Origin of the sequence: Pseudomonas sp. MIACH, from assembly GCF_001269925.1 — a bacterium.
In the GTDB taxonomy this organism is placed as follows: Bacteria; Pseudomonadota; Gammaproteobacteria; order Pseudomonadales; family Pseudomonadaceae; genus Aquipseudomonas.
The window spans coordinates 18,503-29,789 of record NZ_LHVO01000020.1 but is presented as its reverse complement, the minus strand read 5'-3'; the positions used below and the strand labels follow the sequence as shown (position 1 = coordinate 29,789).

The 11,287-nt window shown below is 62.2% G+C and carries 13 protein-coding genes; 7 read left to right on the top strand and 6 right to left on the bottom strand.

Features of this window, described 5'->3' with window-relative positions:
- Positions 1-165 precede the first annotated feature (165 nt).
- The 6 genes from AD670_RS07965 (at position 166) to nadS (ending at position 4,564) form a co-directional block, all read left to right on the top strand.
- Entirely contained in the window at positions 166-930 is a 765-nt protein-coding gene (locus AD670_RS07965; RefSeq protein WP_053130221.1) for an SDR family oxidoreductase, read from the top strand.
- 11 nt (positions 931-941) lie between these two features.
- Positions 942-1,742, top strand: a complete 801-nt coding sequence (locus AD670_RS07960; protein WP_053130219.1) for an SDR family oxidoreductase — start codon at positions 942-944, stop codon at positions 1,740-1,742.
- 45 nt (positions 1,743-1,787) lie between these two features.
- Positions 1,788-2,741, top strand: coding sequence for a sugar-binding transcriptional regulator (locus AD670_RS07955; RefSeq protein WP_053130217.1), 954 nt, complete (start codon positions 1,788-1,790; stop codon positions 2,739-2,741).
- Between the two features lie 21 nt (positions 2,742-2,762).
- A complete protein-coding gene (gene tal, locus AD670_RS07950) occupies positions 2,763-3,686 on the top strand; it encodes a transaldolase (RefSeq protein ID WP_053130214.1) in 924 nt (307 codons plus the stop codon).
- 273 nt (positions 3,687-3,959) lie between these two features.
- Positions 3,960-4,274 (top strand): type II toxin-antitoxin system RelE/ParE family toxin, encoded by a 315-nt coding sequence (locus tag AD670_RS07945; protein WP_027607269.1) that lies wholly within the window; start codon positions 3,960-3,962, stop codon positions 4,272-4,274.
- Positions 4,275-4,276: 2 nt separating this feature from the next.
- A complete protein-coding gene (nadS, locus tag AD670_RS07940) occupies positions 4,277-4,564 on the top strand; it encodes a NadS family protein (RefSeq protein WP_027607270.1) in 288 nt (95 codons plus the stop codon).
- Between the two features lie 23 nt (positions 4,565-4,587).
- On the opposite strand, the gene AD670_RS07935 is transcribed toward nadS, so the two are convergent.
- The 3 genes from AD670_RS07935 to AD670_RS07925 form a co-directional block, all read right to left on the bottom strand.
- Positions 4,588-5,772: a sugar transporter gene (locus AD670_RS07935; protein ID WP_053130211.1), complete on the bottom strand. Its 1,185-nt coding sequence runs from the start codon at positions 5,770-5,772 to the stop codon at positions 4,588-4,590.
- Positions 5,773-5,895: 123 nt separating this feature from the next.
- Complete coding sequence (locus AD670_RS07930) at positions 5,896-6,183, bottom strand: type 1 fimbrial protein (RefSeq protein ID WP_256243885.1); 288 nt, start codon at positions 6,181-6,183, stop codon at positions 5,896-5,898.
- A gap of 162 nt (positions 6,184-6,345) precedes the next feature.
- Positions 6,346-7,344 carry a bile acid:sodium symporter family protein gene (locus AD670_RS07925; RefSeq protein WP_053130203.1) on the bottom strand — a complete coding sequence of 333 codons (999 nt, stop codon included), beginning with the start codon at positions 7,342-7,344 and terminating at the stop codon, positions 6,346-6,348.
- An 85-nt stretch (positions 7,345-7,429) separates the two neighbouring features.
- Between AD670_RS07925 and AD670_RS07920 the strand changes: the two genes are divergently transcribed.
- The gene (locus AD670_RS07920) at positions 7,430-8,218 is read left to right on the top strand and encodes a helix-turn-helix domain-containing protein (protein ID WP_053130201.1); all 789 of its coding nucleotides are present in this window, start codon (positions 7,430-7,432) and stop codon (positions 8,216-8,218) included.
- Positions 8,219-8,318: 100 nt separating this feature from the next.
- On the opposite strand, the gene AD670_RS07915 is transcribed toward AD670_RS07920, so the two are convergent.
- The 3 genes from AD670_RS07915 to AD670_RS07905 all read right to left on the bottom strand — a co-directional run bounded on the left by AD670_RS07915 (position 8,319) and on the right by AD670_RS07905 (position 11,230).
- Entirely contained in the window at positions 8,319-9,554 is a 1,236-nt protein-coding gene (locus AD670_RS07915) for a Zn-dependent hydrolase (protein WP_053130199.1), read from the bottom strand.
- On the bottom strand, positions 9,547-10,029 hold the full coding sequence (locus tag AD670_RS07910; protein WP_027607276.1) for an L-2-amino-thiazoline-4-carboxylic acid hydrolase: 483 nt from the start codon (positions 10,027-10,029) through the stop codon (positions 9,547-9,549). The genes AD670_RS07915 and AD670_RS07910 overlap by 8 nt, the downstream gene beginning before the upstream one ends.
- Positions 10,030-10,090: 61 nt before the next feature.
- A complete protein-coding gene (locus tag AD670_RS07905) occupies positions 10,091-11,230 on the bottom strand; it encodes a branched-chain amino acid ABC transporter substrate-binding protein (protein WP_053130197.1) in 1,140 nt (379 codons plus the stop codon).
- Positions 11,231-11,287 lie beyond the last annotated feature (57 nt).

Genomic DNA, 11,287 nt, shown 5'->3' with positions numbered 1-11,287 from the left:
AGCCCGCTCGCCACAGGGAGATTTGTCAGGGGTTGAAAAGTTGTGTAGATACCCATGCCCCGATGAGGGAGTGTCAGTAGATGCATCTGTCACTGAACCACTGCTATCGGGAGCAAGCCCCCTCCCACAAGGGATCTACTGTGATTTCAAAAATTGGAGTTATTCATGCAGCTTTTTAGTCTTCAGGGCCAAGTGGCCTTTGTCACCGGTGCCGGCAGCGGCATTGGCCAAGCTATCGCCGTCGGGCTCGCCGAAGCGGGCGCGGATGTAGCCTGCTTTGATCTTCCGGGCAGCCCCGGCATCGCCAGCACCGTAGAACGCATCCAGGCCCTGGGCCGTCGCGCCTTGGCGTTGAGCGGTACCGTCACCGAGCGCGCCGCCCTGGATGCAGCCGTCGCGCGAACCGAACACGAACTCGGTCCACTCAGCGTCGCCGTCAACTGCGCCGGCATCGCCAATGCCCAGGCCGCCGAAGACCTGGAGCTGCAACGCTGGCAAACCACTCTGGACATCAACCTCACCGGTATCTTCCTCAGTTGCCAGGCCCAGGCTGCGGTGATGTTGCCGCGTGGCAAAGGCGCCATCGTCAATATCGCCTCCATGTCCGGCAGCATCGTCAACCGCGGCCTGTTGCAGGCGCACTACAACACCTCCAAGGCCGGGGTGATCCACCTGAGCAAAAGCCTGGCGATGGAATGGGCCGACAAGGGCCTGCGGGTCAACTGCATCAGCCCCGGCTACACCGCCACGCCGATGAATTCACGCCCGGAAGTCGCCGACCAGGTGAAGATCTTCGAACAGACCACGCCCATGGGCCGCATGGCCAGCGTGGAAGAAATGGTCGGCCCGGCGATTTTCCTGGTCAGCCAGGCTTCGTCTTTCTGCACCGGTGTCGACCTGTTGGTCGATGGTGGTTTTGTCTGCTGGTAAGGAGTTTTGTCATGTCGCAACGTTTCAGCGGTAAAACCATCGTGATCACCGGCGCTTGCCGTGGCATTGGTGCCGGCATTGCCGAGCGCTTCGCCCAGGAAGGCGCCAACCTGGTGCTGGCCTCCAACGACCTGGAACGCGTGACGTTCACCGCCGACCAATTGGCCCGGGAATACAAGGTCGACACCCTGGCCCTGGGCATCGACGTGACCAGCGAAGACGACATCGAAACGCTCTACCGCGAAGGCCACGCGCGCTTCGGCAGCATTGACGTGTCAGTACAGAACGCCGGCATCATCACCATCGACCACTACGACAAGATGCCCCGCGCCGACTTCGACAAGGTGCTGCAGGTCAACACCACCGGCGTGTGGCTGGGTTGCCGGGAAGCGGCCAAGTACATGGTCAAGCAAGGCAGCGGGCGGCTGATCAACACCTCGTCCGGCCAGGGCCGCCAGGGGTTTATCTACACCCCGCACTACGCCGCGAGCAAAATGGGCGTGATCGGCATCACCCAGAGCCTGGCGCTGGAACTGGCGCGGCATAACATCACCGTCAACGCATTCTGCCCCGGCATCATCGAAAGCGAGATGTGGGACTACAACGACCGCGTGTGGGGCGAGATCCTCAGCACCGATGAAAAACGCTACGGCAAGGGTGAATTGATGGCCGAATGGGTCAAGAACATCCCCCTGCGCCGGGCCGGCAAACCCTCGGATGTCGCGGGTCTGGTGGCGTTCCTGGCCTCGGATGACGCGGCCTACCTGACCGGCCAGGCGATCAATATCGACGGCGGCCTGATCATGTCGTAAGGGTTTGGTATCCTCACGGCCATTGTGTCAACAACCGAGGCTTTCATGAGCCAGATCGAAGAACAGCGCCTGATCACCAAGATCGCGAGCCTCTATTACGAAGAAGGACTCAAGCAGTCCGAGATTTCCGCACAGCTGGACCTGTCCCAATCCTTTATCAGCCGCGCCCTGCGCCGGGCGCTGCAGGAAGGCGTGGTGAAGATCAGCGTGATGCGCCTGCAAGGCCTGCACCTGGAGCTGGAAACCCAACTGCAACGCCGCTACGACGTGCGCCAGGTAATCGTGGTGGAAGCCACCGAGCCCGGCAACGATGAAAGCATCAAGCAAGCCATCGGCTCAGCGGCGGCGCACTACCTGGAGACCAGCCTGTCACCCCAGGACCATATCGGCATTTCGTCGTGGAGCAGCACCATTCGCGCCATGGTCGGCCACTTGCATGCCCAGCCGGGCAAACAAGGCGCCCAGGAGGTGGTACAACTGTTGGGCGGTGTCGGCAACAAAGGCGCGTTCGAAGCCACCCTCCTCACCCAACGCCTGGCCACCCTGCTCAACTGCCCGGCGTATTTGCTGCCGTCGCAAAGCATCGAGCAATCGGTGCAGAGCAAGCAACGCATCGTGCAGATGGAAGAGGTCAAGGAGGTGCTGCAACGCTTTGACAGCATCACCCTGGCGATCGTCGGCATCGGCGACCTGGAACCCTCGCAACTGTTGCGCAACAGCGGCAACTACTACACCGAGGACATGCTGCGCCTGCTGGCCGAGCGTGGCGCGGTGGGCGACATCTGCCTGCGCTACTTCGATGCCCAGGGCAAACCGGTGCTGGAAGAAGATGAAGAATTCGTGGTCTCGGTGGCGCTGCCCAAGTTGCGCAGCATCCATCGCGTGCTCGGCCTGGCCGGCGGGCTGAACAAGGTCCAGGCCATTCGTGGCGCGCTCAAGGGCGGCTACCTGGACATCCTGATCACCGACCTGGACACCGCACAGGCCCTCAATCAATAACCTTTTTGGAGATTGCCGCTCATGACGTCCAAGCTCGAACAACTCAAGCAATTCACCACCGTGGTCTGCGACACCGGCGACCTCGAAGCCATCAGCCGCCTGCGCCCGGTGGACGCCACCACCAACCCGTCGCTGCTGCTCAAGGCCGCCGCCATCCCGGAATACGCCGAGCTGCTGCGCAATGCCGTCAACATAGCCAAGGGTGACGTCGGCCTGGCCTGCGATCACTTCGCGGTATCAGTCGGTGCCGGGATTTTGAAGGCCATTCCCGGGCGTATTTCCACCGAAGTCGACGCGCGCCTGTCCTTCGATGAAGACGCGCTGTGGGCCAAGGCCAACCAGTTGATCGCCCTGTACGACCAGGCCGGTATCAGCCGCGACCGCGTGCTGATCAAACTCGCCTCCACCTGGGAAGGCATCCGCACTGCCGAACGCCTGGAAAAAGCCGGCATCCAGACCAACCTCACCCTGCTGTTCTCCTTCGCCCAGGCCCAGGCCTGCGCCGACGCCGGGGTGTTCCTGATCTCGCCATTCGTGGGCCGCATCTACGACTGGTACCGCAAGAACACCGGCCTGGACTACACCGGCTCTGATGACCCAGGCGTGCAATCGGTGACGCGCATCTACAACTACTACAAGGCCAACCAGATCAACACCGTGGTGATGGGCGCAAGCTTCCGCACCCTCAGCCAGATCGAACAGCTGGCCGGGTGCGATCGCCTGACCATCAGCCCGGAGCTGCTGCAGAAGCTCGACGAAGACCAGGGCAAGCTGGAGCGCAAATTGGTGCCGGTGACCGAAGGCGAAGCGCGTCAGCCAATGAACGAAGCGCAGTTCCGCTGGGCCTCGAATGAAGACGCGATGGCCACTGAGAAACTCGCGGAAGGGATTCGGCAGTTTGCGCGGGATCAGGAGAAGTTGGAGGCGGTGTTGGCTGCGCTGTAGCGCAGATACTCTGCAGGAGCAATCGGCGCAAACCGGGTGGCCCGCGCCCGGTGCGCTGAAATGCATGATGATCAGCGTAAAGAAGACTTGTCTGTTTTTTTTTGCAGGGACTTCTTCGCCAGTGCTGGGGCCTATACCCCAGTCCGCCAATCTTGGCTAATCCGCCGCAATCACCACCTACCCCATCTAAAACCTGCTTACAACTGCTCAGATGATTCACACGAACGGCTGCATTAGCATTGTCGCCGAGTAAGTCAATGGCGTACATTTGCTATGATTTTTATTGAAACCCCAGTTTTCACCCGACGGGTAATGGAGCTCATGAATCACGATGCCTATCTCGGTCTTCAGGTAGCGTTGATGCTGAACCCCGAAACTGGAGATTTGATCGAAGGAACGGGTGGCATTCGCAAGATCCGTGTCGCCTCAAAAGGCCACGGCAAACGTGGCGGTGCCAGAGTGATCTATTACCACTTCGTATCCGCTTCACGTATTGCGCTGTTGATGATTTACCCGAAAAACGAACAGCAAGACCTGACAAACGATGAACGCAAAGCGCTTAAAGCTGTCGTCGAACACTGGAGATAACCATGAGCAAATTCTTTGATGAGCTGATGGAAAGCGTGCAAGAAATGGATGAAATCGTCCGAGGCGAACGTCAACCCTCGCGTGAGTTCACCGTGAACGCGCTTCAAGTAAAAGAAATCCGCAAGGCAACCGGACTGACACAAGCGAAATTCGCCGCGATGATTGATGTTCATCTCGGCACCTTGCGCAACTGGGAACAAGGGCGAAGAGAACCGACAGGGCCGGCCAAAGCACTGCTAAGGGCCATTCACAATGACCCGGTACATGTTTTGAACGCCCTGGCCCTTTAACCCAATAGGAACCGGCGGCGGATTCAGACGGCGGCGACACCCGTCCCAAACTTCCGAATCGCCAGGCAATACCCAACCAACGCCAGCGCCGCCAGCAGCCCACCCGCCGCGCCGATCCAGGCGAAGCCGAACTGGCTGCCGACCCAACTGCCCATCAGGGCGCCGCCGCCGATGCCGATGTTGTAGATGCCGGAGAACATCGCCATGGCCACGTCGGTGGCGTCCGGGGCCAGCACCAGCACCTTCGATTGCATGGCGAGGCCGAAGCCCATGATTGCCATGCCCCAGAAAATGCTCAGGGTCACCAGGTACGACTCGGCGCCGCTCAACGGCAGCATCAGCGCCAGGCACGCGGCCAGGATAAACACCGCGCCGACCACGAACAGGTGGGGGTTGAAGCGGTGCACCAGGCTGAACAGCAGCGAGCCGATGATGCCCGCGCCGCCGAACACCAGCAGGATCAGGGTCACCGCGCTGCCGCTCATGCCGGCCACGCCTTCGACGAAGGGTTCGATGTAGCTGTAGGCGGTGAATTGCGCGGTCACGGTCATGGCGGTGAGCACGTACAGCGCCACCAGCGCCGGGCGCTTGAACAGCAGCGGCAGGCTGCGCAGGGAGCCGGAGTTCTGGCTCGGCAGCAAGGGCAAGGTGCGCGCCAGCCAGAACACCAGGGCGGCGGCGAACGCGCCGATCACCAGGAACGTGGTGCGCCAGCCCATGGCTTCGCCGAGCAGGCGGCCCAGGGGGATGCCCAGCACCATCGCCAGGGACGTGCCGGTGGCGAGCAGGCCGAGGGCTTGCACCTGCTTGCCTTCCGGCGCCAGGCGTACCGCCAGGGAGGCGGTGATCGACCAGAACAGCGCATGGGACAAGGCAATGCCGATGCGACTGACCATCAACAGGCCAAAGCTGGTGGCCACGCTGGAGAGGACATGGCTGGCGATAAACATGCAGAACAGCACGATCAGCAGCTTGCGCCGCTCGACGTTGCGGGTCAGCAGCATCACCGGCAGCGAGGTCAGGGACACGATCCAGGCGTAGATGGTGAGCATCAGCCCGACGCTGGATACGGGCATGTCGAAGCTGGCGCCAATGGCGCTGAGCAGGCCGACGGGGACGAATTCGGTGGTATTGAACACAAACGCGGCCAGCGCGAGGGCGATGACCGGTTGCCAATTGGCTTGGGGGGTTGCGGCTGAAATGCTCATTGAAGGGCAAGGTACTCTGGCGATGATCAAGCGGCCACCCAGGACAAGCGCCGCCGCCTGGCATTCTATAGGTTTCTCGGCCGGCTGTTGACGCTCATCCCCTTCAAAATACCCTCAGTGCCGTCACGGCATGGTCACCGTGACCACGTAGTTCCCCGACAAGATCGGCGTGCCGGTACCGTCCACCAGCACATACCGCTGGTCGGGACTACGCCCATGGCCGCCGTCTGCCACACGCAATAGCCGGGGCACTGCCCCACCACCCACCGGCGTCACACTGCGCACATCGAAGCGATTTTCACGACCGCCGTCGGCACAACCCTTGACCTCCATCACCGCGCCACTGCGCGCATTTGTCGCACAACCCGTCTCGACGACGCTGCCCGTGAACGCAATGGTGCCCTGCCCCACGGACTGCGCCGCGCCGCACGTGCTCGCCCACAAACAAAGGAGGCTTGTCACTACCGAAAGACGAATAACGCTCATGCCGACACTCCTTATTGGACGCTTAATCAGTAAGTCGTCCGAACAGGCGTTAACTTGAGGTGACCCGTCTCAAAGGTGTGCGCTAGATCAAGGATCCACCTGCGCCATCAATTGCGGAATGCTTTCCGGCCGGTTGGCATAACGCTGCGCCAACGCCGCGCACACCATCAACTGGATCTGGTGAAACAGCATCAACGGCAAAATCAGCACGCCCATACTCGCCCCGGCGAACAGCACCTGGGCCATCGGCACACCCGTGGCCAGGCTTTTCTTCGAGCCGCAGAACAGGATGGTGATGCGGTCTTCCTGGTTAAAGCCAAAGGCCTTGGCCAACAGCGTGGAGGCCACCAGCACCAGCGCCAGCAGCACACAGCAGGCCACCACCAGGCCGCCCAGTTCCCACAGCGGGATCTGGTGCCAGATGCCTTCGATGACCGCTTCACTGAACGCGCCGTAGACCACCAGCAGGATCGAGCCCTGGTCGACGAACTTCAGCCATGATTTGTTGCGCCCCACCCACGCACCGATCCAACGGCGGGCAATCTGTCCGGCGATAAACGGCAGCAGCAGTTGCACGCTGATTTTGAGGATCGCATCGACGGTAGAACTGCCTTCGCCGTGCACATTGAGCAACAGCGTCACCAGCAACGGCGTCAGGAAGATGCCGAACAGGCTGGAGGCCGCCGCGCTGCAAATCGCCGCCGGGATATTGCCCCGTGCCAGGGAGGTGAAGGCAATCGCCGATTGCACCGTGGCCGGCAAGGCGCAGAGGTAGAGCATGCCCATGTACAAGTCTTTGCCGATCAACGGCGACAACACCGGTTTGAGCGCCAGGCCCAGCAGCGGGAACAGCACAAAGGTCAGGCTGAACACCAGCAAGTGCAGGCGCCAGTGGCCGGCACCGGCGACGATGGCCTGGCGCGACAGCTTGGCGCCGTGCAGAAAGAACAGCAGCGCGATAGCCAGGTTGGTGACCCAGCCGAAGGCCACGGCGGTCTGACCGCTGGCGGGCAGCAGGGAAGCGAGGATCACCGTGGCGATCAGGGTCAGGGTGAAGTTGTCGGGCAGAAAACGGGGGCGAGTCATAAGCGAATCTTCCGGGGGTTGCCAAGAGCGTCATTGCGACTCTAACGTAACGGCTTGTTACCGACTAACGCCAACGAGCCACTAAATGCCGCCCAAAGGACATGCCAACACCGTGCGCCGCAGCGTGCCCGGGCTTTCCAGCCTGCCACGACCGGTGTACGGACGCACCGAATCGCTGCCCAACCGCGCGCTGACCCGGCGGCATAGCCATCCGTGGGTGCAATTGTCCTACGCGATTTCCGGGGTGCTGGAGATCCAGACCAGCGTCGGCCGTTTCGTCGCACCGCCCCAGCGCGCAGTGTGGATCCCGGCGGGCATGCCGCACCGGGTGTACAGCTCGCCCCACACCGAGATGCGCAGCCTGTACCTCGATTGCAGCGTCACCGCCTGGGCCTCGGAGCACTGTCACGTGTTGGAGGTGAGCAGCCTGTTGCGCGAGCTGATCAGCCGCTTCAGCGAGTTGCCGGTGGAGTATGCCGAGGACGGGCCGGACGGCCGCCTGGCCCAGGTAGTGCTCGACCAACTCGCCGCCGCGCCCAAGGTCGACTTGATGCTGCCATTGCCCCATGACCCAAGGTTGCGACAGATATACCGCAGCTTGAGCCTGCGCCCGGAACAGCAAACGACCCTGGGACACTGGAGCGAGAAACTGGGGGTCAGCGAAAAGACCCTCAGTCGCCTGTTTTTGAAGGACACCGGTCTGACGTTTCGGGCCTGGCGCCAGCGTTTGAGGTTGTTGAGCGCCCTGCCCGCCCTGGAGCAAGGCGAACGGGTCACCGATGTGGCGTTGAACTGTGGCTATGAGTCCACCTCGGCGTTTATCAACGCGTTTCGGCAGCAGTTCGATGCCACGCCGGGTGAGTTCTTCCGCTGACCTCACCGACGATGAAGAATCACTGTGGGAGGGCCCCTACCTCTTCGACGTAGCGCCTCCATAGGGGGTTTGCCCCCCCACATCAGACCTGTATGTACCGTTAGATCCCGGCCTTGGCCAGGATGGCCTGGAGCAACACATCCGCACCCGCCGTCGACCACTCGGGGGAGATCTCCTCCGCTTCGTTATGGCTCAGCCCGTCCACGCACGGCACGAAGATCATCGCGGTCGGCGCCACCTGGTTCAGGTAGCAGGCGTCGTGCCCGGCGCCGGAAATCATCAGCCGATGGCTGTAGCCCAACGCCTCGGCGGACGCGCGTACCACCTCTACACAATCGCTGTCGAAGGCAATCGGTGCGTACTGGAAGATCTGCTTCACGCTGTGCTGCAAGCCGATGCCTTCGGCGATGTGCGCCACGGCATCGCGCAATTGCTGGTCCTGGCGTGCCAGCACGGCCTCGTCCGGATGTCGGAATTCCACGCTGAAAAACACCCGTCCCGGCACCACGTTGCGCGAGTTGGGGAAGATATTCGCCATGCCCACCGTGGCCCGTCCTTCGGCGCCCTGCTCCAGGCCCAGCCCATTCACGGCCTCGACCACACGGGCAAAACCGAGCAGCGCATCCAGGCGATGGTCCATCGGGGTGGTGCCGGCATGGGCGCTGCGCCCGCTCAATTCGACTTCGTACCAACGCTGGCCCTGGGCACCGGTGACCACGCCAATGGTGATGCCCTGGGCTTCAAGGATCGGGCCCTGTTCGATATGCAGTTCAAAGACGGCATGCACCGCCTGGCCACCCACCGGGTGGGGGCCGGCATAGCCGATCTGCTGCAAGGCCTGGCCGATGGTCACGCCGGCCTTGTCCACGCGGGACAACCCGTATTCCAGGTCGAACACGCCAGCGTAGACGCCGGAGGAAATCATCGCCGGGGCAAAGCGCGAGCCCTCCTCGTTGGTCCAGTTGACCACTTCGATGGGCCGGTCGGTTTCAATCCCCAAGTCGTTCAGGGTGCGCAGCACTTCCACCCCGGCGAGCACGCCATAGATGCCGTCGTACTTGCCGCCGAAGGGTTGGGAATCGCCGTGGGAGCCGGTCATCACCGGCGCCAGGTGGTCATGGCGCCCGGCGCGACGCGCAAAGATATTGCCCATGGCGTCCACCCGTACCGTGCAACCGGCCGCAGTACACCAGTGCACGAACAGGTCGCGACCACGCCGGTCCTCGTCGGTCAATGCCAGGCGCGACACGCCGCCCTTTTCGGTGGCACCGATCTGCGCCATCTCCATCAACGAAGCCCACAGGCGTTCGCCGTTGACCCGTGCCAGGTTACTCATGGGGTTTGGCCCGATAACGGAAGTCGCAGTGGTGCGCGCCGCCCATGATGGTCTGGGTGCGGGTCAGTTCGATGTTCGGGTTGTAGCCGACGATAAACAGCTCGTCGCGGTTGCACGACAGCAAGTGGCCGATCTCGCCCAGGCCCATCTCGTGGTACATCTCTGCGTAGCGGCAGCGCTTGACGTCGTAGTCATAGTGCTCGGCATCGCTGGCGATGATCTCGACCTTGAGCGCGTCATCCTTCTCCCACAGCACTTGCAACTCGACAAAGCTCTTGAGGTCGGCGCCCTGCTCTTCCAGTGCGGCAAAATGCTTGCCGGCCTGGATCGCCGCATTGCCCACCGCTTCGCCGATCACGGCGGCGGCAAAGTCCTTGCCCTGCTCGCGCTTCAGGATCTCGTAGATGGGCTTGATGATTTCCGCTTCGATCCGCCGCCGGGCAAGGATGCCCAGTTCACCTTCCAGTTTGCTCATTGCATCTCTCCATTGACCCTTGCAGGAGCGAGCCAGCTCGCACCTGCAGAGGGGGGTGGGTTTATTGGCCGCCCGCCACACTCACCGGCTGCCATTGATTGGCCTTGACCTGGTAAACGGTGAACGACGGTTGCTTCAAGTTGCCCTCGGCATCGAACGCAATCGTGCCAGTCACGCCCGGATAGCTGATGGCGCGCAGCACCGGCAGGTACTTCTGTGGGTCGGTGGATCCGGCCTTCTCGATGGCCGCCACCAACACACCAACGCCGTCATAGGCAAACGGTGCATGCAGTTCGATCGCAGTTTTGTAGCGCTCTTTATAGGCCTGTTCGAACGCCTTGCCACCCGGCATCTGCGCAATCGCCAGGCCCGGCTCCAGGGCAATCACGCCCTCGCCTTCGTTCTGCGCCAGTTGCAGGAAGGTCTGGCTGACAAACCCGCCGGCACCCATCAGCGGTGCCTTGAGCCCCAACTGCTTGATACGCCGGGCCAGCGGTGCAGCCTGGGCGTCGACGCCGCCGAAGAAGATCAGGTCAGGGTTCTGGCTACGGATATTGGTCAGCACGGCACTGAAGTCGATGGTCTTGTCGTCCACGTATTCGCGGGCAACCACCTTGGCACCACCGGCCTCGATGGATTTGACGAACTGGTCCGCCAGGCCCTGGCCAAATGCGGTGCGGTCGTCGATCACGGCAATACGCTGGGCTTTCAAGGTGTTCAACGCATAGCTGCCGGCCACCTGACCGCCATCGTCGTCGTGGCCCATGATGCGAAAGCTGGTGTCGAAGCCCTGCTGGGTGTAGGCATGCCCGGTAGCGACTGGCGCCACCTGGGCGATACCGGCGTCGTGGTAGACCCGCGCCGCCGGGATGCTGGTGCCGGTGTTCCAGTGGCCGACCACGCCGACCACGCCCTCATCCACCAGGCGTTGGGCAACGGTCACGGCGGTGCGCGGGTCGGACTGGTCGTCTTCGGACACCAGCTTGAAGGTCACCGCCTCACCATTGATTGTCGGGTGCTTGGCGTTAGCCTGGTCGATGGCCAGTTGCGCACCGTTTTCCAGGTCTTTACCAATCCGGGCCGAGGGCCCGGTCAAGGGGCCGGCCAGGCCGATCAGCACGGTCTGGTCGGCTTGGGCCATGGCGCTCGCCAGGCTGCTCAGGGCCAGGCCAATCAGTGCGGTTTTGTTGAAAGTCTTCATCAGTCGTTCCTGTTTCTTTTCGGGCGGGTCGGAACACGCCGGGCGTCCGGTAGCGTC

Excerpts from the sequence above, each read along its gene's own strand:
- AD670_RS07965 (WP_053130221.1), top strand. The coding sequence starts at position 166 with ATGCAGCTTTTTAGTCTTCAGGGCCAAGTGGCCTTTGTCACCGGTGCC.
- AD670_RS07960 (WP_053130219.1), top strand. The coding sequence starts at position 942 with ATGTCGCAACGTTTCAGCGGTAAAACCATCGTGATCACCGGCGCTTGC.
- AD670_RS07955 (WP_053130217.1), top strand. The coding sequence starts at position 1,788 with ATGAGCCAGATCGAAGAACAGCGCCTGATCACCAAGATCGCGAGCCTC.
- tal (WP_053130214.1), top strand. The coding sequence starts at position 2,763 with ATGACGTCCAAGCTCGAACAACTCAAGCAATTCACCACCGTGGTCTGC.
- AD670_RS07945 (WP_027607269.1), top strand. The coding sequence starts at position 3,960 with ATGATTTTTATTGAAACCCCAGTTTTCACCCGACGGGTAATGGAGCTC.
- nadS (WP_027607270.1), top strand. The coding sequence starts at position 4,277 with ATGAGCAAATTCTTTGATGAGCTGATGGAAAGCGTGCAAGAAATGGAT.
- AD670_RS07935 (WP_053130211.1), bottom strand. The coding sequence starts at position 5,772 with ATGAGCATTTCAGCCGCAACCCCCCAAGCCAATTGGCAACCGGTCATC.
- AD670_RS07925 (WP_053130203.1), bottom strand. The coding sequence starts at position 7,344 with ATGACTCGCCCCCGTTTTCTGCCCGACAACTTCACCCTGACCCTGATC.
- AD670_RS07920 (WP_053130201.1), top strand. The coding sequence starts at position 7,430 with ATGCCGCCCAAAGGACATGCCAACACCGTGCGCCGCAGCGTGCCCGGG.
- AD670_RS07915 (WP_053130199.1), bottom strand. The coding sequence starts at position 9,554 with ATGAGTAACCTGGCACGGGTCAACGGCGAACGCCTGTGGGCTTCGTTG.
- AD670_RS07910 (WP_027607276.1), bottom strand. The coding sequence starts at position 10,029 with ATGAGCAAACTGGAAGGTGAACTGGGCATCCTTGCCCGGCGGCGGATC.
- AD670_RS07905 (WP_053130197.1), bottom strand. The coding sequence starts at position 11,230 with ATGAAGACTTTCAACAAAACCGCACTGATTGGCCTGGCCCTGAGCAGC.